The 24324-nt window shown below is 59.6% G+C and carries 25 protein-coding genes; 8 read left to right on the top strand and 17 right to left on the bottom strand.

What is annotated here, in order from left to right:
* The first annotated feature begins 63 nt into the window (after positions 1–63).
* Complete coding sequence (locus JG739_RS30975) at positions 64–1371, top strand: alkaline phosphatase family protein (protein ID WP_202364620.1); 1308 nt, start codon at positions 64–66, stop codon at positions 1369–1371.
* 38 nt (positions 1372–1409) lie between these two features.
* On the opposite strand, the gene asnB is transcribed toward JG739_RS30975, so the two are convergent.
* From asnB to JG739_RS30935, 8 genes are all read right to left on the bottom strand, one after another.
* The gene (asnB, locus tag JG739_RS30970; protein ID WP_202364619.1) at positions 1410–3302 is read right to left on the bottom strand and encodes an asparagine synthase (glutamine-hydrolyzing); all 1893 of its coding nucleotides are present in this window, start codon (positions 3300–3302) and stop codon (positions 1410–1412) included.
* 32 nt (positions 3303–3334) lie between these two features.
* On the bottom strand, positions 3335–4249 hold the full coding sequence (locus JG739_RS30965) for a class I SAM-dependent methyltransferase (RefSeq protein ID WP_202364618.1): 915 nt from the start codon (positions 4247–4249) through the stop codon (positions 3335–3337).
* Between the two features lie 30 nt (positions 4250–4279).
* The gene (locus JG739_RS30960) at positions 4280–4879 is read right to left on the bottom strand and encodes a phosphatidylcholine/phosphatidylserine synthase (RefSeq protein WP_199201497.1); all 600 of its coding nucleotides are present in this window, start codon (positions 4877–4879) and stop codon (positions 4280–4282) included.
* Positions 4876–5694, bottom strand: coding sequence for a phosphocholine cytidylyltransferase family protein (locus JG739_RS30955; protein ID WP_202330550.1), 819 nt, complete (start codon positions 5692–5694; stop codon positions 4876–4878). The genes JG739_RS30960 and JG739_RS30955 overlap by 4 nt, the downstream gene beginning before the upstream one ends.
* A 30-nt stretch (positions 5695–5724) precedes the next feature.
* Entirely contained in the window at positions 5725–6915 is a 1191-nt protein-coding gene (locus JG739_RS30950) for an aminotransferase class I/II-fold pyridoxal phosphate-dependent enzyme (protein ID WP_202364617.1), read from the bottom strand.
* Between the two features lie 47 nt (positions 6916–6962).
* On the bottom strand, positions 6963–7871 hold the full coding sequence (gene aepX / locus JG739_RS30945) for a phosphoenolpyruvate mutase (RefSeq protein WP_202364616.1): 909 nt from the start codon (positions 7869–7871) through the stop codon (positions 6963–6965).
* A gap of 507 nt (positions 7872–8378) precedes the next feature.
* Positions 8379–9422 carry an LLM class flavin-dependent oxidoreductase gene (locus JG739_RS30940; protein WP_010913587.1) on the bottom strand — a complete coding sequence of 348 codons (1044 nt, stop codon included), beginning with the start codon at positions 9420–9422 and terminating at the stop codon, positions 8379–8381.
* Between the two features lie 250 nt (positions 9423–9672).
* The gene (locus JG739_RS30935; protein WP_244750001.1) at positions 9673–11265 is read right to left on the bottom strand and encodes an SDR family oxidoreductase; all 1593 of its coding nucleotides are present in this window, start codon (positions 11263–11265) and stop codon (positions 9673–9675) included.
* Between JG739_RS30935 and JG739_RS35775 the strand changes: the two genes are divergently transcribed.
* On the top strand, positions 11155–11388 hold the full coding sequence (locus JG739_RS35775) for a hypothetical protein (RefSeq protein ID WP_006333834.1): 234 nt from the start codon (positions 11155–11157) through the stop codon (positions 11386–11388). The genes JG739_RS30935 and JG739_RS35775 overlap by 111 nt on opposite strands.
* Before the next feature lie 108 nt (positions 11389–11496).
* Here the strand turns inward: JG739_RS35775 and JG739_RS30930 are convergent, their stop codons facing one another.
* From JG739_RS30930 to JG739_RS30915, 4 genes are all read right to left on the bottom strand, one after another.
* A complete protein-coding gene (locus JG739_RS30930; RefSeq protein WP_010913584.1) occupies positions 11497–12036 on the bottom strand; it encodes a nuclear transport factor 2 family protein in 540 nt (179 codons plus the stop codon).
* Between the two features lie 211 nt (positions 12037–12247).
* The gene (locus JG739_RS30925) at positions 12248–12493 is read right to left on the bottom strand and encodes a ferredoxin (RefSeq protein ID WP_202367710.1); all 246 of its coding nucleotides are present in this window, start codon (positions 12491–12493) and stop codon (positions 12248–12250) included.
* Positions 12494–12531: 38 nt separating this feature from the next.
* Positions 12532–13749: a cytochrome P450 gene (locus JG739_RS30920; RefSeq protein WP_010913582.1), complete on the bottom strand. Its 1218-nt coding sequence runs from the start codon at positions 13747–13749 to the stop codon at positions 12532–12534.
* 17 nt (positions 13750–13766) lie between these two features.
* A complete protein-coding gene (locus JG739_RS30915; protein ID WP_010913581.1) occupies positions 13767–14198 on the bottom strand; it encodes a hypothetical protein in 432 nt (143 codons plus the stop codon).
* Positions 14199–15199: 1001 nt separating this feature from the next.
* On the opposite strand from JG739_RS30915, the gene JG739_RS30910 reads away from it, so the two are divergent.
* Positions 15200–15748 (top strand): peroxiredoxin, encoded by a 549-nt coding sequence (locus JG739_RS30910; RefSeq protein WP_096458527.1) that lies wholly within the window; start codon positions 15200–15202, stop codon positions 15746–15748.
* 74 nt (positions 15749–15822) lie between these two features.
* A complete protein-coding gene (rpoN, locus tag JG739_RS30905; RefSeq protein WP_096453603.1) occupies positions 15823–17277 on the top strand; it encodes an RNA polymerase factor sigma-54 in 1455 nt (484 codons plus the stop codon).
* Here rpoN and JG739_RS30900 read toward each other — a convergent pair.
* From JG739_RS30900 to JG739_RS30885, 4 genes are all read right to left on the bottom strand, one after another.
* A complete protein-coding gene (locus JG739_RS30900; protein WP_010913578.1) occupies positions 17274–17921 on the bottom strand; it encodes a nitrogen fixation protein NifQ in 648 nt (215 codons plus the stop codon). The two genes, rpoN and JG739_RS30900, sit on opposite strands and share 4 nt — an antisense overlap.
* A complete protein-coding gene (fdxB, locus tag JG739_RS30895; RefSeq protein ID WP_096453599.1) occupies positions 17918–18235 on the bottom strand; it encodes a ferredoxin III, nif-specific in 318 nt (105 codons plus the stop codon). Before fdxB ends, JG739_RS30900 begins: the two co-directional genes overlap by 4 nt.
* Positions 18232–18435, bottom strand: coding sequence for a CCE_0567 family metalloprotein (locus JG739_RS30890; RefSeq protein ID WP_027033180.1), 204 nt, complete (start codon positions 18433–18435; stop codon positions 18232–18234). The genes fdxB and JG739_RS30890 overlap by 4 nt, the downstream gene beginning before the upstream one ends.
* A gap of 618 nt (positions 18436–19053) precedes the next feature.
* Entirely contained in the window at positions 19054–20949 is a 1896-nt protein-coding gene (locus JG739_RS30885; protein WP_244750000.1) for an ABC transporter ATP-binding protein, read from the bottom strand.
* A gap of 34 nt (positions 20950–20983) precedes the next feature.
* On the opposite strand from JG739_RS30885, the gene JG739_RS30880 reads away from it, so the two are divergent.
* Entirely contained in the window at positions 20984–21139 is a 156-nt protein-coding gene (locus JG739_RS30880; RefSeq protein ID WP_171903241.1) for a hypothetical protein, read from the top strand.
* Positions 21140–21353: 214 nt separating this feature from the next.
* On the opposite strand, the gene JG739_RS30875 is transcribed toward JG739_RS30880, so the two are convergent.
* Positions 21354–21665 (bottom strand): hypothetical protein, encoded by a 312-nt coding sequence (locus JG739_RS30875; RefSeq protein WP_199201489.1) that lies wholly within the window; start codon positions 21663–21665, stop codon positions 21354–21356.
* Between JG739_RS30875 and nifS the strand changes: the two genes are divergently transcribed.
* From nifS to JG739_RS30860, 3 genes are all read left to right on the top strand, one after another.
* Positions 21664–22920, top strand: coding sequence for a cysteine desulfurase NifS (nifS, locus tag JG739_RS30870; RefSeq protein ID WP_199201488.1), 1257 nt, complete (start codon positions 21664–21666; stop codon positions 22918–22920). The genes JG739_RS30875 and nifS overlap by 2 nt on opposite strands.
* Positions 22901–23281 (top strand): nitrogenase stabilizing/protective protein NifW, encoded by a 381-nt coding sequence (nifW, locus tag JG739_RS30865; protein ID WP_202308795.1) that lies wholly within the window; start codon positions 22901–22903, stop codon positions 23279–23281. Before nifS ends, nifW begins: the two co-directional genes overlap by 20 nt.
* A gap of 186 nt (positions 23282–23467) precedes the next feature.
* Entirely contained in the window at positions 23468–24319 is an 852-nt protein-coding gene (locus tag JG739_RS30860; protein ID WP_010913571.1) for an electron transfer flavoprotein subunit beta/FixA family protein, read from the top strand.
* The last annotated feature ends 5 nt before the right edge of the window (positions 24320–24324 follow it).

The raw sequence follows: 24324 nt of genomic DNA, 5'->3' as shown, positions 1-24324 counted from the left end.
ATACCGGCGTCATCCGAAGCCTATAGGGGGCTTTGGTTTCGATCGGTCTCTTCCAGGTGCAACATGACCTACACCAATCCATCCAGGCCTACCGCTCGTTTTCAGACGCCTGCCTCGATAAAGCCGCGCGCTCCTACGAAAGCGATTCTGATCCTCATGGACGGCGTAAGCGCGGACTATTTCGAAAAGCACAAACATCGGTTGCCGACGCTTCTTCGTTTGGCAGGAGACGGTCTGTCCATCACTCGCCTGCGCTCAACGGTGCCGGGAACGTCGATGCCGGGGCGCGCAAGCATGCTAACCGGCGCGGCGCCTCAAGCGAACGGGATCTACGGAAACCACATTGTGCGAGATGGCTCGTTTGTCTGCGCCGACGCGTCTGATCTGCGGGTTCCGACCATTGCAAAGCTTGCCAAAAATAGCGGGCTTGATGTCGCGTCCATCGGCGCTGGGTTGATCGACCCAGCCGATTGCGATGTCTTCGTGCCGGCCTGGTGGGAACGAGGGTTTCTCCAGGGAAGCCGGTCATTTAAGAGCCTGCCCGAAAACCGCATCGCTCGCTCGCGCATGATCAAAGATCCAAATGGACGGTTGCGAGCCGCCGGCGTGTTCGATCTCTTCGGCTTCCCGTCCAGTAGTGACACCGTTGCGAGCACTCCTCTCGTTGCGGGCCTGGCCGCGGATCATCTCATGATCGGGGCTGCAGGGGCGCTGGCTTGCTCGGAGAACCCGCCTGATCTCATTTTGACCGAGATCGACATGACGGATTCGATTCAGCATCAGTTCGGATACGAAAGCGAGGCGGCACATTGGTCTATCGCCGCGGCCGACATGATGATTGGCGCTCTCATCGAAGGACTGAGGCGAGTCGGGCGGGAAGACGATTACGCGATCGTAGTCGCAAGTGACCATGGACATAGCGCCGTCCACACAACCATTTATCCGGATGCGATCATCCCTGACTTGCTTTGGGAAAGTGAAGGAGCGACGCTCCATGTCCTGGTTGACGGAGCTCATGACCGCAGAATCGCAGACGGACTGTTGGCGCGCTTCCAAGTGGAGCCGTGGTCGAGCGACCATGTTCCGGTAAATGAACGCGATTGCATAGCGACCTATGTCGCACCTCCTGGACACTCCTTCGAGGAGACCGTTGGAGACGCGCAAGAAGCTGGCCCGACGGGCAGACCTCGATACTTGTCCACCCACGGTTTCCGACCGGGCAGCGCGGAGGACGATCGGATATGCCTGTTGAGCATCCCTGGAATGGAACCTTGCAATATTGCCTGGGGCTCCGCTGAAGAGTTCACGCCAACCATTGCTCAGATCTTGGGATTGTCCGACGCCCCGTTTTCGGCAAAGGGGCTTCTGTAAAATGCCCGCAAGCGACCGCCTGCGGGCTCGGATATTCGTCATGAGAATACCTCTTTGAAGAATATCCCAAGGTTGGCCAATAGCCAGCACTTCCGACCAAACGAGTCTGAAGGATTTCGTCGTCCGGCCTCGAACCAACGCCGCAAAGCAGCAGGATCGAACAAATCTCCCAGTGGAGAGTCCTTATCAAACAGCAGCCTTCGATATTCCGTTGCTCCCTCGCCAACGGCCCACTGACCCAGTGGCAGTGGAAATCCCATCTTTTTGCGAGATAGAACAGATCTGGGCAAGACGCTCCGGTATTCCCTTCGCAAGGGATATTTTGAGACGTCGAGACGTTCGCTGAAGGAAGCAACCGGATGCCACAGTGCCTGGACCGAAGCGATTGGAGACCTCCACCTCAACCGCTGTGAGCCGGGCATCGCCATTGCGGCGGTAACGAGCTGGTGATCGGTATAAGGAACGCGAGCTTCAAGCCCAGCTGCCATTGTGGTGTTGTCAACCATTTCCAGCAATGCGGGCAAATGCGTAGAGACGAGAACATATGAGATCTTGCTAAAGAAATCTCCGCCGGCCTCTGCAAATTGAGTCGAGAAGTGATCGAACAGAGCCATCTCGTGCTCCCTTCGTATCCGGCCATCGATAGCAAGCGAGCGGATTTCATCGGTCGGGAAGTAGCTGTAGCGCTCCAGGAAGAACTGCAGCTGACTGCAATGGACGCCGAGTCCGAGGCGTCGGCGTGCGATCTGCGCAAGAGCAGGTGGTAATGCGGCGATGATCTTGCTTCGATTGTAATCATACGGCGTACGGAACAATCGGCTGTAGCCAGCAAAAATCTCATCGGCACCCTCGCCGGTGAGGACGACCTTATGCTCCTTCGAAATCGCCTTTGCGAGCGTAAACATGGCGATTTCGTTATGCATCCCAAGTGGATGTCCGCGCAGGCGAACCAGCTCTGACACAGCGTTGATGTCGGAAGGTTCTCCGATTGGAACGACCCGGTGAATGAGCCCGAACTCAGCGGCGACCTCCATCGCATAGGCCGTCTCGTCATAATCGGCGGTCTCGACCTTGCCGGTATAGCAGATCGGACGGATTTGTGAGCGAGCGGATGCCTCATAGGCCAGGATGCTCGAGTCAAGTCCACCGGACAACAATGCGGCGACCGGTACGTCAGACACCAGCTGACGTTCGACGGCGCTTCCAAATAGTCTCCTTATGTCGGAATAGTCCGGCTTCGATCGCGAAATGCGCTCGGACAGATTCCACCAACGCTCCGACGTGTGTCGCCCGTTTGTTATTTCGAGGAGATGGCCGGGCTCTAACTTGGAAATCCCGGCAAACAGCGTCCTGGCGCCGACAACCGCGCGATAGGAAAGAAAACTGAGCGCGCCGATGATGTCGGGTCCGCGTATCACGCCCGGCCAGCGAATGAGAGCGTTCGGCTGCGATGCAAAGAGAAGGCCAAGATCGCAGATCGTGTAGTAAAGGGGTTTTACCCCCAAACGATCTCGGGCGATGAGAGCAAGCGAGTTCCGGGGATCGAAAAGCGCGAAGGCAAACATCCCGTCAAGGCGGTTTAAGAATGACTTTCCCCAAGCAATATAGCTAAGAATTAGAACCTCGGTGTCGGACACCGTCGAAAAGGAAAAACCCATATCCCTCAATTCAGCTCTAATTTCCCGATAGTTGAATATCTCGCCGTTGTACGTCACCACCACTCCGGTATTGTCATCGCGATAGGGCTGATTGGCGCGAGAATGAGCGTCGACAATCGACAGCCGTCGATGCGCGAATGCGACCGATTGATCAATGTATAGGCCGCTGGCATCAGGCCCGCGATGAGCGAGAGCCTCAGCGCAACGCTCAACGGCCTCAGCACAAACGGGTGTTCCCTCGTTTTTGAGGACTATCCCAAAGATTCCGCACATCGGGGTCGCTCTCTTGGCACGAATAACGCCAACTACGTGCTCGGCTTGTCGCCGATCATCTGGATGCAGCCATCGCCGAACCAGAAGCGGGCCAGCGGGTGGTCATAATGACGGTACATCGGAGCGAGAAAGCGCCGAAGATTATGGAAATTTTTTGTATACCTTGAGATCCTGCGGATCTTCTCGAAGCCGCACTCGCCATACCAGCCTCGGATTTGCACCTCTGTGAATGCGAACCCGTGATAGGTCGGCGCCTGGAAACGATCCCGGATCGTCACGAACAAATCATCATCAAAAAGACTCCGAAAGAATTCGTTTTCGCCAGGTATATATTCTTTCTCTTCGCCGTCCTTTATTCGCAACAGCCAGTTAATGGCTTCGCGTGCGGTGGATGCATCCAGATTGTCAATGGAACTGCGGAATTGTTCGTCGCTTTGGTAGAGTTCTCGCAAGTGATTGATGCATCGGTATATGACGCCGTTGGCGGTGCCCATAATCGTCAAAAAGAAGCTGCCGCCGGGGCGGGTTACACGGGCAAGCTCTTCAAAGCCTTTTTTCGGATTGCTGGTGTGCGGCAAAACCCCTGCGCAATGGACAAAATCGAAACTGAAGTCGTCAAACGGCAGATCGAGCACACTGCCCGCGACCAGTTCCGAGCGCGGCCCAAATCGGCTGAGGCGTTTGCGCGCGCAATCCATCCAATCATTGCTCAATTCAAGCGAAACAACGTTTCGTGCCCCCTTGTCGAGAAACGCATAGGACGCATTCGCGTTGGAGCCGCAGCCCGCGTCCAGGACATCAAGACCGCGGAAGCTACCGGTAGGCAAGCCGAAATATTCCTCCTCGATCAGAGAGACCAACCTGTCGAATATGTGGTCGTCATTCTCCTGCTGGCGCTGGTAGCGATCAAAGACGGTGCGAGTTTCGGCCTCGAAAGAGTTTTCCATGTATTCTCTTCCCTATAGCTGCAAACTGATTCACTTTGTGAGTAAGGCGACAGATCCGGCTGCGGCGAGTGTAAGGTTACCCAAGCGCAACGCACTGCCGGTACCTGGAAATTTGAAGTTTGAAAGATGCAGGACCGACAGCACAAACCCTGCACCGATCAATAGGTTGCCAAGGCCTTGCACCGGCAAGTGATGGTCGGCGACGAAGAGGAACGCCAACACGAAGAGATTATTGTTCAACGGCAATCCTCTGCCGAATCCGTCAGCGTCCAGTCCGAACGTCGAAAAATAGCTGAGGCGCAGAGCCCCTGACAGGATGAGGCAGTTGGCAGCCAACAATGCGAGAACGGAGAACGCGTTGAAGGACAAAATCAGAACCGCTGGAAAGACGGCTGCGTAGACCAAATCAAGCAGCCCGTCCAACGCGCCACCCAGCTGTGCCATCAAAGCGGACCGGTTCGGGGAACTCTTCGCGACCATGCCGTCGGCATCATCTGCCAAAAGAGCCCACAAGCCGAAACAGATGCCAATCTCGAAGCGCCCGATCAAAGCAAAGTAGATCGCCGTGGTGGCCAATATCAGCCCAAGGGCTGTAATGGCATTTGCAGCGTCGAACAGATAGCGGATCATCCTCCTACCCCCGCCACGGCGGCCGGCGCGTCGGCACTATGTCTGTGAGGTCGCTCGAAGGCGAAAATCCTTTCCGCTACCCGCAGGTCCTGTTCACTGTCGATCTCGTACCATCGCAAATCGTCACATCGCGCCGCGGCGAGTTGCAGTCCGCGCTGCTCGATGAGATGCGCGAGCAGCTCCTCGGTATAGGCTTTGATTGCGCCCGAGCCGATCAGGTCGTGGAGGACCGGGACGATCACCGTTTGGAGTTCGGCGCCAGAGAACCGGATGAGGTTCATCATCTTGAAGAGCACCGGGGTGCCTGATGCCAGATTTGCCGCCGTCTGCTTCAACCGGACTTCGGATATGAAGCCGTCGCTGGAAAGGACGGCCGCGGATCCTTCCATGGATGGATCGAAGGGCGCGACCGCAGCGGCATTGGGCGCCTCGACCCTGATCAGGTGGCGCAGTGCATCTTCTTCGAAGAAGACGTCACCTTCGAGGAGATAACAGTCGCCGGAAAGAAGCGTGTCGCGTGCCAGCCAGAGCGAGTACGCGCTCCCTGTCTTGTCGAAGACCGAGGACTCGACATAGTTGATTTCAACTCTGCCGAAGCGTTCGCCACAGGCATGGCGAATGGCATCCTTGCGATAGCCGACAACAATCGTCACCTCTTCAACTCCCACCGTCTGAAGGTTCCACAGTGCATTGTGAAGTATCGGTGTGCCGTTGACTTCGACGAGGGGCTTGGGACACAGATCGGTCAGCGGACGCAGGCGGGAGCCGAAGCCGGCAGCGAGAATGACGGCTTTCCTGGGAGCAGCGGGAGGCATCTCATTCACCTCTTTCGTTTTGTTGCGGTGTCATTTCCAGGCGTTGAGGAATTCGACGAGCCGGGCCAGGCCGGTCGCGAGTTTTTCAGGTGGAATTCCATAGGACAGGCGCAGGCCGGCGGGGTCACCGAACGCGGTGCCCGACACAGCTGCGACGCCAGCTTCGGCAAGCAGAGCCGTCACGATATCGTCGGCTGTCGTTGAGGCGCAGTCTTCCGATCCCGGTCGCAGCAGATGGGAAAGGTCGAGATAGAAATAAAAACCCCCTTGCGCCCTGGCGACCAGTACACGCATCAATGAAGAAAGCACGTCGAGGCCAGCCCGTCTGGCGCTTGTCAGGCGTGAACGCAGCTTGCTTTCATAGTCCGAGCCGCCCCTTTGCAAATGGGCGAGTACCGCGTGCTGGGCAATTACGTTTGGATTCGAGGTAGTGTGCGATTGCAGGGCCTTGACGGCATTGATCACCTCTTTTGGACCCGCCAGATAACCGATGCGCCAGCCGGTCAATGCCAGTGATTTGCTGAAGGAATTGACGATCAGCGCGCGTGCTCGAATTTCGGGAGCGACCGAGACGATCGGATGGTGGGTATGATCCCCATGCACGAAGTCGCCATAGCACTCGTCGAAAATGATCCACAGGTTGCAGCTGACCGCCAATTGAGCGATGGCCATCATGGTCTCAACATCGTAAACCGCACCGGCCGGATTGCTGGGCGTGTTGATGACGATCGCCCGCGTGCGCTCAGTGACCGCGTCCTTGATGTGCTCGGGGCGCGGGACGTAACCATTGGATTTGGTGTCGACGAAGACCGGTGTGCCGCCGGCGATTAGCGCCTGGGCCGGAAACGTTGTCCAGTAAGGCGCCGGGATGATGACCTCGTCGCCCGGGTTCAGCAGCACCATTGCGGCATTGAACAAGGCCTGCTTCGCTCCGGACGTCACGGCAACTTCCTCGGCCTTCCAGATCTGTCCGGTATCGAGGGAGATCTTCCGCGCCAGTGCCTCGCGCAGCTCCACCATGCCAAGCGTATCGGTGTAGCGATTGACGCCCTTATTGATGGCATCGATCGCGCCGTCGCGAATCGTGGGAGGAAGCTCGCTCCAGATCTCGCCGGCGGTCAGATCGATGATCTCCTTGCCAGCATCGGCCGCCGCTTTTGCGGCAGCGCGCGCCGCGGCGGTACTCGATGTGCCAAACAGGTTTGTCCGATGCGCAAGCATGTGCGCTCCCGTTTTCGTTTTGCTTTTCAAAAGACGGGCTGGGCCTGCTATCGCACGCCGGTCGCCGTCTGCGGCAGATACTTCTCTTCCGCCGCTGAGAGTTCCTGGTAATTGAGCAGATCGAAGAGTTCGTCGAGCGTCGCCACCTCGTCCTCGATACCGGCGGTACTTTCTTCGCAGAGGATGCGGTCGCAGACCTGGCGCATGGCCGATATCGCCGCGCGCATGTTGTGGTTCGCCCAGATGACCGTGGAGATTCCGGCCGCCCGATACGCGGAGACCGGTGTGCGGTAATATTTCGTAGGCACGATCACGACCGGAAGGCGGTTCTGCCAGGCGCGCGTGAAGGCGAAAATCTGCTCAGCGTTGGACTTGCGGGAATGAATCAGAATAGCATCGGCGCCGGCCTCAGCGTAGGCTTGTGCTCGCGCCAGCGCCTCATCCTCTCCGCGGCCGGCGATGAGCGCCTCGATCCGGGCGACCAGAACGAACTCCGCATCCGGCACTTGATCCTTCACCGCCTTAAGCCGGCCGCAGAACTCGGGAATATCGGCCAACGGGTGCCGATCACCGATGAACGAGTTCATTTTCGGGAACGCCGTGTCCTCGAGACATATGCCGCTCGCGCCGTGTTGGCGCAGCTTGCGGGCGACCAAACGGGCATTGTTGAAGTTCCCGAACCCGCTGTCCCCGTCGACGAGGACTGGAATGTCCACCGTGTCGGAAATTCGCTCAACGACATCGACGAGTTGGGACCAGGAAGCTTCGTTCGCATCTCGATATCCGAGACTGGATGAAATCGAGAGGCCGGACGCCCAGAGCGCCTTGAAGCCAGCGCGCTCGGCAATCGCCGCCGAAAGGCCGTCATGAGCCTCCATTGCGAAGGCGAGTTCACTGGACGCGATCATTGGGCGCAAGCTCTCTCGCGTCTGCGCACCAGACTGCCTCTCCACCATGCGGTCTCACCTCCACCGACGCTGTCCAGCCGACAAGCCTGTCATCGCTGCCGACGAAGTACTTTCAGAGGCGAACCGCTCTGCCCACCGATCGGCGATCTGCCACTGTCGTGCACACATACAGAATCAATGAAGCAAGGCGCGTGCCGAATTGGCGAACCACCTGCGCCGCACCAGTTCTCCATACCGGCGGGCCAGGTCCCCTCTCGACATTTGTCGGGCTTCCGACATCCTCGTCCAACTTCGGACACAAGAGGGGTAGCGGGAGTGGCTATTCGTCTACGCCATGGCGGCCGTTCCGAGGCTGCCGATCAACGGTCTCAAGCGAGATGGCCAGGGAGCGGAAGACCGGCGGTCCGTGCAGGCAAGGACGGACGACGTTGGTCTTCGATCCCGGTGATCGCCGGTCGGCTTGATTATTTATCCATGCCTCATGGACGAAGTGTCGAGCATCGGCATGCGAGATTTCAGCTCCCCCAGTGGCCGTTCCGAACTTCAAGCCTTGACCTAACCAAGCGACTTGTTGATCGATGGGATGATCTTGTCTCCCCAGAGCTCAATCTGGCGTAGCATCGTCTTTTGGTCGAAATCTCCCAATTGGGTCTGAATTGCGATCTGGTCCGGCTTCAGGATACTTATCTCTTCCAGCAGGCGATCGATGACGCGACTTACGCTGCCGATCGGCAGGTTCTGGCGCATGGTCTCGAACGACAGATCCTGCTGCGTCGGTGTTTCCTGCAGCAGATAGCCGTCCCGGCTCTGCTGGCGGCGCTGATGAAGTGCTTCAGATAGCCGGCGCTGGAAGCGGGCGTTGTCGAGATAGCTGTCGATCTCCGCCTGATCGTCGCTGGCATAGCAGCAGCGCAGAAGCCCTATCTTGGCGGCGGTGACATCCTTACCCCGCGAGGCCGCTGCTGCCTCGATGGTCTCACGCAGCGTTCTTAAGTTTTCCAAGCCGTTGTGGAACGCCGTGACGAAAAGATTGTGGCCCTCACGATAGGCCCGGCACATGCTTCGCGCGGACCCGCAGGCGATCCAGATCGGTGGGGCTGGCCTTTGGATGGTGCGCAGCGAAATCGCCGTTAAAGGTATCTTCTCATACTGGCCATTGTGCTCGAAGACCTTCTGGTTAAGGCCCTTGAGAAGGATATCCAGGTATTCCGCAAACACGGCCGGCGCCTGATCGACATCGACGCCGAAGCGCTCGAACTCGAACTGCTGGTATCCCGAGCCGACGCCGAGTTCGAGGCGGCCGTTCGAAACGATCTCGGCAAAGCCGATCTCGGAGAGCAGGCGCTGCGGTTGATATAGCGGCAGCACACACACACCGGTGCCAAGGCGAATGGTGCTCGTAAGGCCAGCACAGTGCGCCACCATCATCAAGGGCGAGGGAACCAGGCTGTAATTGTTGAAGTGGTGCTCGGCGAACCAAGCGGTGTTGAAGCCAGCCTGCTCCGAAGCGATTGTCTGTTCAATGGAGTTACCGATGACGCTGTCGCACGATTGATGATAGCCTCGCTGGGCCGCCAAGATGAACGTCGCGAATTCCATGGCGTGTCCCTCGTTTACACAAAGTGGCCAATCAAGCCTTCGACTTGTGCCGATTGCGGGTGGGTCGCGGTATCGATGCGGCCTGGCGACGACGTAGTCGACGATCTTGCGCAAAGCCGCTTATCGTTCGGCGGCCGCAGGCAAGCGCCAAAACCTGGCTAGTCATTCGACCCTGATGACGAGTTTTCCGTCACCGATGAAGACGATCACTTGGCAAGCCGCGCTTGGCACGTTCCATGCAGCCGCAGTCTCAATCCTCGAACCTCGTCGGCTTCGACGAACCGCAACCCGTCGCCGGCGAACATTCCGTTGGATTTTCTTGATCGGTTGGCTGGGCGTTTCGCGCGTCAGCCAACGAGGTCAAGCCGCCGTCCACGTAGAGGGTCGAGCCGTTTACGTATGAGGCATCAGGCGAGGCCAGAAAGAACACTGCCTCGGCGACGTCTTCGGGCTCTCCCATCCGCCCCATCGGGATGCGCCGTTTGATCGCTACGGAATCGATGCAGCCGGACTCGACCAACTGAGCAATGTCAGGCGTACGGATATAGCCAAGAGCGACGGTGGCCGTTCGGATGCCGACCGACCCGAGTTCGGCCGCCATGCACCGGGTCAGAATGTTCATACCCGCCCTGGACGCCCCATAGGCATGGCGCGGCACGAAGGGCAGGAAACTATTGATCGATCCAAGATTGAGGATTACGCCGCCGGCGTCCATCGACTTGATCGCCTCGCGCGCGCAGGTGAAGGTGCCGGTGAGATTGACGTCCAGCACCCGCTCGATCTGTTGCGGGATTTCGATCCCTCGCACAAACGTATCGGCAATAGCAGCACAGTTGACGAGGACCTCGATGCGACCGAAGCGCCCCCGTATTTCCTCGAACAGCGCCACCACGTCGCTCTCGACCGCCAAGTCGACGGATTTCGCCACGTGCCTGCCGCCCAGCAAATCAGCGAGTTCTGCCGCCCCAGCACCATCTTTATCAGCAATCACGACTGTGTCGGAGTTCGCGGCAAAGCGGCGAACGACGGCGGCGCCTATACCGTTCGCGCCGCCCGTCACGACCACTGTGCGCGCGCCAGTTCGTTCGGCCGGCCGGAAGAGTTCGGCTCGAGGCGTCTCGTCGACCGGCGGGTGCGCGTCGCCCGGCTGGTTGAACGACATCCAACCGCCGTCGACCGTCAGCACCGATCCTGTGATGTAGCCCGTCTGTGCGCTGGCCAAAAAACGCACGGCCCGAGCGATCTCGTCGGGGCGCGCCATTCGCCCCATGGGCACGCGGCGGCGCACGGCCGCGAGGTCCATCTTGCCCGCACGTTCCAGTTCCGCCACCATCGGCGTGCGCACGTATCCTGGCGCTACCGCCGTTACGCGGATGCCGCGCGAGGCCCACTCGCATGCAAGCGATCTCGTGAGAGCGATCAAGCCTGCCTTCGAGCTGGCATAGGCGTTGCGCTTGGGATTGCCGAGCACGCCCGCCAGCGAAGCGACGTTGACAATGGCAGCGCCGGGCTGCATGCGCCTCGCCGCTTCGCCGGCCATGATGAAAGGCCCGATCAGATTTGTTGCCAGCACGCGTCGGAAGGCCTCGAAACCGGTGTCGATAGTCGCAGCCATGGCGGGTCCTATCGCCGCGTTGTTGACGAGAACATCGATTTTCGCGAACTGCGCTTCGATGCGGCCGTATAGGGCGACAATGTCCTCTTCTCGTGAGACATCGCATTCGAGGCCCAGATGCGGATGGCCGAGACCGCCGGCCAGTTCAAGAACGCCGCTGCCAGGAAGGTCCACCGCAACGACGATGTCTCCATCGGCGGCAACGATCTCGACCAGCGCACGGCCGATTCCGCCTGCCGCTCCCGTTATGATGACGACCCGTCCTGCCTGCTTCATATGAACCTCTCCGCAGCCAGCGTCAGAGATATCGACGCGAGTCAGCCGCAAGACCGGTCGCGGACGTCCTGGTGACGGCGAGTTTCCATACCGGGTAGACGTGTTGCGTTCCGCGACCGCTCCCGCGACGCGGCTCCGCAATTGGGAGCCTTGGAAAGCATTGTGGTGACATGCATGGCATTTTCATTTTGATGACGAGCTGCGGCGCTTCCTGAGCGCGTAAACCGGGTCATTGGGATGCGCTGCTCCGATCGGTTGCCGCAAGCCGAACCGTTCTGCCTCGGGGACCGCTGGTGGGGTCTGCTCTTCGAGCCAATCGTAAACGACGGTCCGTTCGGCAATGCGCCACGCCCCTTCCCTCTTCTGAAAAAGATCGCAGTAACGGCCGCAGAGAAGCACCTGGCGTGCTTCTCCGTCATTGTCTGGTCCGCGTTGCAGCGCGGTGAAATAGCTTTCGACCACGGCCTCCGACGGGTCGATGAATTCGATCAAGACGTTCGTGATCTGGTGGATTAAGCGCGGTCCGGTTTTGAAGAGACCAAGCGCAAACTCAAAGAAGCCCTCGGCTGAGCCGCGATAGGCACCGTGATTGTCATGCGCATCGGGCCAATATGCACTGCGCAGCGCAGCCTCATCCGCGCGGTCTATGCCGCGGCAGTACCGATAAAGGCAGTCGCGGATCGCCTCGCGGTCGCGCAGTTCGGTGATTTTTGCCTGGCCCATCGCTCTGTCGCAAATTTGAGATTGGAAGAGGCGTTTCGTGCCTCTAGGTGCGTGCAAGGTCGAACCGATCGGCAACTGAAGAAGCCAGAACGGAGACGAACTTCACGTGTCGCGTGCGTGTCATTGAGGTCTCGATGCCGGAGAGGAGGTTGGCAGGGAAGCGGCCGGACATCTTGCTTTGCGGTGTGGGGCCACGTCTCGTCGATTCCACCTAAGCTTCCCCAGTTCTTGGTTGCATGGCGGCTGGTTCGAACCGCGCTGCCGAGGTGCGATCGACTTCCAGCGCACGTTCGGGGCAGGATCGCGCGCCTTGTGACGCAAGCAGTTGCTCCCCCTCCGCAACCTGAATGTCACCGGGCAGGATGTAGCCATTGTCATCAAGCTTGAAGATGTCCGGCGCTTGCGCCCAGCATCGCGCGTGACCCTGGCATTTGGCATTGTGGACGATAATGCGCATAGCGCTGCCTCCATTGTCTTGGCATGGCTCGGCGATGGTCATGACCAGTCCAGGATCAGATTTTCGATCCCGAACACATGGCCGCCACAGGTGATGGGCGCTGTACCCTCCTTGATCCGGAAGGTCGGTATGCGCGCCAGCCATTCCTCCAGGCCAATGACAATCTCGCGCCGGGCAAGGTGTGAGCCAAGGCAACGGTGGGGACCATAGCCAAAGGCGGCGTGGCGGTTGTGATCTCGCGCCAGATCGACCGTGTTGGGGGATTCGAATTCCTCCGGGTCGCGATTTGCAATCATCGTGGCGCACGAAACATAGTCCCCCTTTCGGATCGGCGCGCCTTCGAAGTCGATATCTTTCGTAGCCACGCGGATCAACTGAATGGGCGGATAGGCCCGCAGCAACTCTTCGGTTGCGAGCAGGATGCGGGCCGGTTCGCTGCGCAGCAGTTCCTGATCCTTGAGGTTGCGCGCTAGATAAGCCAGGTCAAAGCCAATAGCTGCTGCGACAGTGTCAAGTCCCGCGACGAACACAAGCACGCCGATGCCACGGATCTCCCCGTCGGTTAGCCGGCGGCCCTCGATCTGTGCCTGCACGATGAAGGTCATGAGATCGTCGACCGGATCCTTGCGGCGATTGGTTGCAAGTTCATCGATGAAAGCCACAATCTTGCGGGCAGCCACAGGTCGTTCCACATCGTCGCCGTGGAGCAGATCTTTCGCCCAGCCGACAAATGTATCGAGTCCCTGATCCGGCAACCCCAGAAACCGAAGGAAGATGCTGACAGTGAACGGAAAGGCAAAATCCTTCATGACGTCGCAGCTCGTGGCCGATGCGGTGATCCGGTCGATCAGGGCTATCGCTCGCTCACGGACAGCCGGTTCCAGTGCCGTCACCCGCTTGGGCGAAAGCAGCGGACTGAGCAGTGAGCGAAATGCGCCATGGGCCGGTGGATCGAGCTCAAGCGGGATCGTCGGCCAGGTTTCGCCCAGTATGGAGGAGAAGATGCTGCGATGGCTGGAAAAAGTTTCAGTGTCCTGCAGCACCTTACGCTGATCTGCGGCGCGGGTGATGACCCAGGTGCCCCGGCCATCTTGCGTGTTGTAGGGGGAATAGAAGATCGGAGGCCCGTCATGGGCGCAAGCGACGGCTGCGTGTGGATCCCCGTTGGGCGTTGGTGGCATGCCTGGCGATGTGAACAGGCTGAAGTCTCTCACCATTTCGGGCGGGACATGATCTGGGACCGGGTTGATCGCCATTGCATTTCTCCTGCCGTCTAACCACTAACCAGGCCGCGCACCATGGCATCTTGGTCATCTAGAGAGCCGACGAGCGAAATCGTCGGAGACCCGGCGTTTTCCAGCTTCGAACGGCGAACCGGAATGAAGCTCTTGCTCCACAGCGGTTCGGGGTCGATCATCTCTGCGAGGATATCCGCAGCGCGGCACGCGAAAGACCGGTTGGCCGCCGAAGTGCTCGCCGGTCTCCTCAAGCGCCGGCGAGAGGGCAGGAGCAAGCACATTCTGGTCGAACCGTATCTGCAGATCGATCGGTGGCCATTGGCCGGTGCCGGGCGGTTGTGACGGTGACGCCAGTCACGCCGGTCGATATTGCATTCCGCGGGCAATGCCCGTTTCGGATAGAATCTGAACTGACGCTGACCTGACATGTCGTCTTCCTTCATTGCATTGAGCGCGATATCACTCACGAATGGACGCCAGTCGGTATCTCCTGCCGTCTCACATGAGAGCTTCAAAAGTCGTGCCAACGGCGCGGAAAGAGCCCTGCAGGAGATTTTCTACATATCATTCAACAGCTTGAACGAATGCGCAGCCGCAAGCCTGGCTGTCCCGGACATGACAAACCCGACAGCAAAGTCGCGGCAGCTTCAAAATGCTCCGAGAGCACAAGGCGGCTTTTTCCATCACCTTGGGACCGTGCCCGCCTCACGCAAGCGCGGTTCAGAAAGATCACATGGCCAGCTTGCTAATGGACGTGCTGGCTTTTTTGTACCCGTTGTCGATTTCGAAGCGGTCTCGCGAGCGTCGATAGGGCGAAGCGCGTGGGCCTGTCAGCCGTCTCAATCCTGAGAACGGAGGCCATAGGGACCCTCGTCAGGTTAACCCCGATCGACTCCTGTCCCTCGTTCCGAGTTTGAGCCCAGATTTTCGCTTCGAATACGAGCCACGTGTTCGCCGCGCCGGCGACCCGGACCCGGCGACCCTCCGGTCCGACTTCCGACATTTTTGTCCAGCTTCGGACAAAGAGGGTCGCGGCTTGATACCCATAAAGGGGATCCCCTCCGCCCAGAGCCCACGATCTGGTGATTATGGGCGCGCTCGGTCTCGGCGAAGGCATGGTTCTGGCCGCTCAAGGCAAAGAGGGTCGCTGCAAAAAACAGTGTGAACCCAAGCCTAAAATCAAATGGCATGGCGCTTGCGTCGTACTCGGCAGAACCCATCACAAGGTGGCCAGGAGTAAGACCATTGCTGACATCGCGACGCCCCGTACAAGCGCGTACCGTTCTCGTTGCCGCGGCAAATCGAGAGCTCGTTTCTTCAGACGCCCGTGCTTGCGAGCGGTTTTGCCATGGCTGATCCAAGGCCGACACAAAACGCGCGGCGCCCGGCCGAATTGCCGGCCGAGGTCGATGCCGTGTCAGTTTCAACCGAAAAAGCAGCGCACCAGTTTTCCTCCAGGAGCACATTGATGACCGTCAAAAAAAAGGTTCCTTTCGTCACCTTTCGCACGCGTGTTCGCGATGACTCCATCGAGGGGCCAAACCCGTACCGCTGGGAAGACAAGACATCCGACGACTATTTCCGCGGCAAGCGCATCATCCTGTTCTCGCTGCCCGGTGCCTTCACCCCGACCTGCTCGACCTTGCAGTTGCCCGATTTCGAAATGCTCTACGACGAGTTCGAGAAGGAGGGAATTGACGCGATCTACTGCGTTTCCGTCAACGATGCCTTCGTCATGAATGCCTGGGGCAAGGCCCTGGGGCTGCAGAAAGTCCAGCTCATCCCAGACGGCTCGGGCGAGTTCACCCGCAAGATGGGCATGCTGGTTGCCAAGGACAATCTCGGCTTCGGCATGCGCTCCTGGCGCTACGCTGCCGTGATCAACAATGGCGTAGTGGAGCAGTGCTTCGAGGAGGACGGTTTCTGCGACAACTGCGAGGCCGATCCCTATGGCGTATCGTCGCCGCAGAACGTCCTTGAAACGTTGAGAGCCGCCAAAGCCGTGACGGCTGCATGATCTAGACGAGTCAACGTCTCGAAAATCCCCTTGCACAAGGCGAAGGGTCGCTCGGTAGGAGTTTCACGCTAGCCATGGAGTCCTCAGCAAGCCTGCTTCAGCGTCAGAAGCAATCGTTGGTTTTGACGCCGCAAATGATGGAATCCATTCGCCTGTTGCAACTGGCGCATCCCGAACTGCATCAGTTCGTCGAGCAGGAAATCGAGAAGAACCCCTTTCTGGAACGGGCCTCAAACCGGGCGCCGAAGGACATTCCGTCGATTTCGGCCGGGAACCCGCGCATCGGGCCGACCACGGGCGGAATATCGGATCGGGCCTCGCAGTGGAAATCAATCCGCGGCAAAAACAATGTCCAACCGGGGGGAAACCATGCGTTCGAAGATTCCTGGACGTCCATCGAAACATTGCACGACCATGTCGCTCGTCAGATCGCTCTCAGCGCATTCGCGCCGCTGGAGCGGCGAATAGCTGGCGAGCTTGCCGGTCATCTGGAAGACACCGGATACCTTCCGGTGAACCTTTCGGAACTGGCCCGCAGCCTGAATGTCCGGGAGGCTGTTGTGGAACGGGTTCTCGGAACCTTGCAGCAGTTCGATCCACCGGGTATTTTTGCGCGAACTCTCAGCGAATGCCTTGAGATACAATTGCGGCAGCTAGACAGGTTCGACCCGGCAATGGCAGCGCTGGTCGCCAATCTTGAAGCGCTGGCGCGACGCGATTTTCAAACATTGAAGCGCCATTGCGGTGTCGATGAAGACGACCTTCTCGAAATGTTGCACGAAATCCGCGCGCTCGATCCCAAGCCCGGAAACCGATTCCAATCCGGAGGGCCTGAATCGATCATTCCCGACGTCTTGGTCCAGCCCTCTCCCGGAGGTGGGTGGCAAATCGAACTCAATCCAGACACGCTGCCTAGGCTGCTGATGAACCAAAACTATTTTGCCCAGGTCTCCCGCCTAAGCGCTCAAAATTCGAAAGATCAGTCATTTCTCAACGAATGCCTCCAAAACGCGAACTGGCTAATCCGCAGCCTTGATCAGCGCGCCAAGACGATCCTCAAGGTAGCGGCTGAAATCATCCGCCAGCAGGACGCCTTTTTTGAACATGGGGTCGCCCACCTGCGGCCTCTCAATCTCAGAACTGTCGCGGATGCGATCAACGTGCACCAGTCGACGGTAAGCCGGGTAACGTCGAACAAGTACATGCTGACCCCGCGCGGCGTGTTCGAACTGAAGTATTTTTTCACTGTCGCGATCGGCTCCTCCGAAGGCGGCGACGCGTACTCCGCCGAAGCTGTTCGCCATCAAATCAAGGCGATGGTTGCCGTGGAATCGCCCAACGAAGTGCTTTCAGACGACGACATTGCCACCCGGCTCAAGGAAACCGGGATCGACATTGCTCGCCGCACCGTTGCGAAATATCGTGAGGCGCTGAACATCCCGTCCTCCGCGCGACGTCGCCGGGAAAAGCGCGTGCGTCTTCGATGCCAATCAAGCCCGGTCGGCGGCGGCGACGAAAGCGGCTCTTAAGCGAGCCCGTTCTTGATCCGTGCCAAGTGGCTTTCGCCTTCCTCCGGGCCAAAACAGCTTTCGAAATCGCCGCATTCCTGACAACTGGGCGCGGTGCATAGCGAAAAGCCTTCAGCCTCGCAGAGCTTACGATAGAAATACTTCTTCCATTTCATGTTTTTGGTGTTGCCGGCCGCCAGCGCCGGGAAATGCCTGGCCATTAAGCGGCTGAGTTCGGCCCGATTGAAAAGGCCAAGGTCCTGCCACAGATGGTCATTGCGCAAACTGCGCCTGGCGATGATCTTGGCGAAGAGGGTGCTCGCCGGATCGCCTGGCCTGGCATGCCCAATAAGCAAGCCGCGCAGAAGCCCTTCCTCCATATCCGGCTCGGGATCGGTCAGCTTTTCCAGCGCGAAGGCGTTGACGGGAACAGCCGGGAAATAGCGTGTCATGACATCTCGCAGGTCGGCACGCGAAAGGCCGGTTGCTTCGGTCGCGGTCGCCTTGCCGGCCTCGACCTCCTCGAACGCGAGGTAGAAAACACAGGCAAGCACATGCCGGTCGAACGCCGCCGCCTGGTCTGTCGGCGGCCATTGGCTGGTGCTGAAACAGCCACGGTGATGGGCGAATGTGGCGCCGTTCTGCTGGTCTTGTTCCCAGCTCATGCAGCAAGCTGGTCGGCCGCAAGGTGGGTCTGGCAGTTCTTCGGGCAGACGCGGCCGCAGGCGCCGCAGCCGATGCAGCGGCCGGCATGGTCGACGATCATGACCATGCGGTTGAGCTCGCCGTCGAAGTCGTCGTCCTCGCCCGCGCAGATGCCGAGGATTTCGCCTGCGTCATCGACGCCATGAAGGTGCATGACCTCGCGCGAGCAGACCTTGAAGCAGCGGCCGCAGCCGATGCAGGTCGCGCCATCGATCGCCGTCAGATAGTGCGGCGTCCAGGGAGAGCCGTCGCGGGTGACGAAAGCGCCCGTCATTGTGAATTCTCCAACGCTGCGAGTTCTTCCTTTGCCGCATCCAACTCGGCAAAAACCTCGAAGGCTTTCCAGGCGACCGCCTCGATCTCGGTCCAGTTGACCGGAAGGTCCTCGGCAAGGTCGTGCAATTCCATCTTGGCGGCTCCCGCGCGCGACTGCAGCTTGCGGACCTTCTTCTGTAACAGCGCAAGGTCTGACATGATCCCCTTCCTCGCAAGCCGGTCGTTACGCCCGCGCCATGTCGGGACGCGCTTCGATGGCCACGAGCGCATCGCCGGCGCGCCGGCCTCGGCGGGTTTCCGGAACGTCTCGAAGCCGAACCGGTGATGCCGATGGACGCTGCAGCCAGCTTATGCAATCCCGCGCGGCGAGACGAAGGTCCGTATCCTTCGAGTTCGGCATAAGAGCGGTTGAGCGCAGACGACAATCAAGATCTTGTTCCCGACGTCGACGCGGGCGGTGAGCGCATATTGTGAGGGTGTCGATTTGGCGACGCCCCTATGCCAAAGAAGGCGGATCTCGCGTGGATCCGGCGCGTTGCTTTCCTTCGCTCCATTGATCGCATCAACCAGGATCTAAATAATCGCGAGGCGGCTGCCGCCTCAGGAGGAAGCCTCAAGCGCCGTGCCGGGAACGCAGGACGCAGCTCATAAAAAGTTGTCTTCATCCCATTCATGGGTTTGCTCAAGAGCGCGGCAGGAAGACAGGCCGGCACCAGGCGTGTCGTGGATTGGACAAGCCCGACGACAGGTTGCGGCCGCCTTTTCAGGACCGGTCCGACAGGATTGCTGGGGAGGCAAGCTGAATTCACGCCGCGTTCAACCGCGTTGCACATTGGTCTCATCCCACCCCCTTGTCAGCTCCAAGGCCTGCCGCTCGAACAGGCGGCGGTAGATGCCGTCGCGACGGATCAGCGCGGCATGGTCGCCCTGCTCGGTGATGCAACCACGGTCGAAGACAAGCAGCCGGTCGAGTTCGCGCACCGTCGAGAGCCGGTGCGCAATGACGAGCGTGGTGCGCCCGACCATGAGCCGCTCCATCGCCTTCTGGATCAGCACCTCCGATTCCGAGTCGAGGCTCGATGTCGCCTCGTCCAGAATCAGGATCGGGGCATCGGCGAGGAAGGCGCGCGCTATCGCCACACGCTGGCGCTCGCCGCCTGAAAGCTTCACGCCGCGTTCGCCGACCAGCGTACCATAGCCGTTCGGCAGGCGCGCAATGAAGTCATGCGCGCTGGCGAGCCGCGCCGCCTGCTCAATGTCGGATCGAGAAGCACCCGGCCGCCCATAGGCTATGTTCTCGGCCAGCGAGCGGTGGAACAGGAGGGGCTCCTGCTGTACGATCGCGATCTGCGAGCGCAGCGAGGCCTGCGTCACCCGCGAGATGTCCTGCCCATCGATCAAGATTCGTCCAGCATCCAGGTCGTAAAGCCGCTGGATGAGCTTGACGAAAGTGGTCTTGCCGGAGCCAGAGGGGCCGACCAGACCGACCCGTGCGCCGGCCTCAATCGAAATCGACAAGTCGCTGTAGAATGGCGACCAATGATTGCCGTAGTGGAAATGGACGCTCTCAAAATCGATGTGACCCTTCGTGATCCGGATCGGCTTGGCGCCCGGAACATCGGCCACGTCGGGCGGCTGGCTGTAGGTTTTGACCAGTTCCTCCATCTCATTTACAGAGCGCTGGATGGTGCGCACGTGCATGGAAACATCACGCAAGTAGCCATACAGGACGGTGAAAGACGCGAGCACCAAGGCGATGTCACCTGGGGTCGCCTGGCCGCGCGACCACATAAATAAGGCATAGCCGATCAAAGCCGCTCTCATCGCAAGAAGCATGATCCCCTGGAAAGCAGCACTGACCGTCCCGCGCACCCAGGTCCGGCGGGTGCGGTGCCGCCACTTGGAGATGACTTTCGCGAGGCGATAATCTTCCCGCGCTTCGGCGCCGAAGCCTTTGACCACCGCGTTACAGCTGATCGCGTCCGCAAGCGAGCCGCCAAGCCTCGTATCCCAGTTGTTGGCGAGGCTTGCCGCTGGCGCCACATAGCCGAGCGACAGGATAATGATCAGCGCCACATAGCCAACCGAGCCGCAAGCGATGATTAGCCCCATCATCGGCCAATACCAGCCGAGCAGGACGCTCGACCCCACGAGCATGATGAGCGAGGGGAACAACGCGAAAAGGATCGTGTCGTTGAGGAGGCAGAGCGCCCACATCCCGCGCGTGATCTTGCGCACCGTCGAGCCGGCGAAGGTTTTCGCATGCCAATCGGTCGAAAAGCGCTGGACGCGATGGAACGCGTCGCTGGCGATGTCCGACATCATCTTCAGAATGAAGTCATTGATGGCAATGAAGGCGACGTTGCGCATGACGACGGCGCCGAGTGTGAGCGCAATCAACATTGAAAAGGCCGCAAGAGCCGCATCCCACACGACGGCGTCGGCTGCCGCTCCTTGGGCGACCGCGTCTACGAGCCGTCCGGAATAGAGCGGCGTCAGAACGTCAAGGAGCGTTGCGACAAGCACCGCGATCATAATGATCGCGAGCCGGACCGGCTGCCTGCTCCAGTGGCGCATGGTGAAGGCGAAAACGTCGCGAAAGGCGGCGCCGCGCAGATCGATGTGAAAACGACGCTTGGCTTTGTGCGAGCGCAGCAGGCCGCTCGGTCTCAAGAAACCCGAAATGGAAGGTCTGCGTGAGGACGAAAACATCGCTCGGAATGCGGGTGGCTGATCTGGAGCTGACATGTTGGTTTCTTTCCTTCGTTCCATCGATCGCGATGTCACCCGCGAGATGAATATCGGCCGCGGGCACGCGCTGCCCTACGAGGAGAGAACCGCAAAAGCCGCGCCAAAGGCTCAGAAAGAAGCTCAGAAGAATTTTCTGCATATTCTACAATGACAAACGAGATCTCAGCAGGGCAACGGGGGCGTAACAGTGGCGTGTCGCGCACTCGACAAACCCGACAGGACGCCTCGGTCGCGCGGGCATCCTTGGCGAACGGCCCGACAGGATTACTCCTCACGCGAAGCGGAATCTACGCCCGATTCAACGGCGTTCCGCGTTGAACAATTCCCGCCGATGTCGGAAATGCGACATAGCAGTGTTAGAGCCATCATGTTGTTTTGAAATGATTCCCTTCTTTGGCACGGTCCATGCGTAGCTGTTCGCGAACGCGTCCGGCCTGAAGGAGAGACAGTCCATGATCAAGCGCACCGAAAACGCCGTGACCTAAAGACCGCGCTTGCCGGGGGCCGAGCCGGCGCAACGCTGGCGCACCAAGGTCGAGGCGGGTTGCCGCGCCGGCGCCAAGAAGCGCGCAGGCCGAATGTGGCGGCGGCAACTCCTTCGGCTGACCATCATCATCATCATGACAGACCGGGCGTGCGCCTTGTGTGATTGCGCTCAGGAGAAGGATCACATCCATGAGACCTGTTTATCTGGACAACAACGCAACGACACGGGTCGATCCGGAAGTCGTTCAAGCGATGCTGCCGTTTTTTACCGACCATTTCGGCAACCCTTCGTCGAGCCACGATTTTGGCGCTTCCGCCGGGGCGGCGGTGAGAAAGACGCGCCTGCAGGTGCAAACGCTCATCGGCGCGGAGTTCGACGACGAGATCACCTTCACCTCGGGCGGGACGGAAAGCGACAACGCGGCGATCCTTTCAGCGCTCGAGGTGATGCCTGAGCGCACAGAGATCGTGACTTCCGCAGTCGAGCATTCGGCCGTGCTGACGCTTTGCGCCCACCTGGAGAAGACGCGCGCCATCAAGGTGCATAGGATCCCGGTGGATCGCCACGGCCGGCTCGACCTCGACACTTATAAGGCCGCTCTCACCCCGCGCGTGGCGATCGTCTCGATCATGTCGGCGAACAACGAGACCGGAACGATCTTCCCGGTGGTCGAGCTTGCTGAGTTGGCCAAAGAAGTCGGCGCCCTTTTCCATACCGACGCGGTGCAAGCGGTCGGCAAGCTTGCGATCGACCTGAAATCGACGGCAATCGATATGCTGTCTCTCTCCGGTCACAAATTACACGGACCGAAAGGGATCGGCGCACTTTATATAAAGCGCGGCGTGCGCTTCTGTCCGCTGATCAAGGGGGGAGGCCAGGAGGGCAACCGCCGCGCCGGCACGGAGAATACGCCAGGCATCGTCGGCCTCGGCGTGGCAGCCGATCTTGCCTTGAACTTCATGGACGACGCGAACACACGGGTAAAGGCGTTGCGCGACCGCCTGGAGAAGGAACTTCTCCAAAGCATCCCAGACGCCTTCGTCGCCGGCGATTTGCTAAAGCGGTTGCCGAATACCGCAAACATCGCCTTTGGAGATATCGAAGGTGAGGGCATACTGCATTTCCTCAATCGCGAGGGCATTGCCTGCTCCTCCGGCTCTGCTTGCGCCTGCGGCTCGCTGGAGCCGAGCCACGTCTTGGTGGCGATGAATATCCCCAATAACGCGGCACACGGCGCAATCCGTTTCTCCTTTTCGCGCAACAACGGCGAGGAGGACGTCGACCGGGTGCTCGAGGTCATGCCCGGGATCGTGAAGAAGCTGCGTGAGCTTTCCCCATCTGCCAGCCAGGCGAGAGAACTTCAATCAACTCCAGGCCTGGGCGACAAGGCAAACCCGACAACCGTTTCCGGCCCAGGAGAATGCAATGCGCAGTTGTTTCGCTGAAAGCCGCGCCGTTGTCACCGACATCCTCGCCCGGCTGAAGAGCCTGTCGGCTGCGGAGGAGTTCTTCGCAGTCCTTGGCATCTCTTATGATCCGAAGGTGCTCAATGTCTCACGGCTGCATATCCTGAAGCGCATGGGCCAATATCTCGCTGAAGAGGATTTCGCCGGTCTTCCCGACGGGGTGATCGCCGCGCGGGCGCGTGCGACGTTGGAACGCGCCTATGAGGATTTCGCGACATCCTCGCCACTCACCCACCGGGTCTTCAAGGTGCTCAAAGAGCACGATCCCGACAAACCGGCCACTCGGGACCACACCTTTGTCCCGTTCGAGTCGATCCTGAGGCGGTTCGGGACAGAATGAACGCGACACGAGTGCGACGCGACAATGTCGAAAAGCCGACAAACTCGGTCATCACGACGGTACCGTTCGGAAGAAAACAACCCCATGTCAAAAGGAAACAGAGCAACGCAAAGCGGTTGGCACGAATGATGCTGCGAAGGAGATGAACGCCAGGGCCGCTTGCGGATTGGAGCCGAGAAAGACGCAATGCACATTGTAATCTGTATCAAGCAGGTGCCGGACTCCGCGCAGATACGTGTCCACCCGGTGACGAACACGATCATGCGCCAGGGCGTGCCGACCATCATCAACCCTTACGACCTGTTCGCCCTCGAAGAGGCACTGAGATTGCGCGACGCCCATGGCGGCGAGGTCACCGTGCTTACGATGGGTCCGCCGATGGCAGAAGATGCGCTGCGCAAGGCGCTCACCTATGGCGCCGACCGCGCGGTACTCTTGACCGACCGCTGTTTTGCCGGCTCCGACACGCTGGCGACCTCCTTCGCGCTTTCTCGGGCAATCGTGAGAATTGGCGAGACCTTCGGCGCGCCGGACATCGTCTTCGCCGGCAAGCAGACGATTGACGGCGATACCGCCCAGGTCGGGCCCGGCATCGCCAAGCGCCTCGGCCTCCTGCAGTTCACCTATGTGGCGAAGATCGACTCTATCGATGTCGATGCTCGCGAGATCACCGTCAAGCGCCGTTCGGAAGGCGGTACGCAGATGCTGAAAAGCAGGCTGCCTTGCCTCATCACAATGCTGGAAGGCACCAACGAAATCCGCAGAGGCTCGCTCGAGGACGCCATGCGCGCCGCGCGCAGCCAGATCGTGAAATGGAGCGCGGCCGAAGCTGGCATTGAGGACCTCAACAAATGCGGCCTGCGCGGCTCGCCGACGGTCGTCAAGCGCGTTTTCGCCCCTACCACGCGGGCGGAAAAGGCGACGCAGATCGACATGACCGACAAGACGCAGCACGACCTCGCTGACGAACTGATCGCCTCAATCTTTACCCGCCAGCCAGCGCTGGAACACGAACTCGCCTTCGACGGCGGCCAGTGACGGGA

It is taken from the genome of Mesorhizobium sp. L-2-11, from assembly GCF_016756595.1.
Taxonomy (GTDB): Bacteria; Pseudomonadota; Alphaproteobacteria; order Rhizobiales; family Rhizobiaceae; genus Mesorhizobium.
The sequence above is the reverse complement of the archived record's forward strand: the minus strand, read 5'-3'. Positions and strand labels throughout refer to the sequence as shown.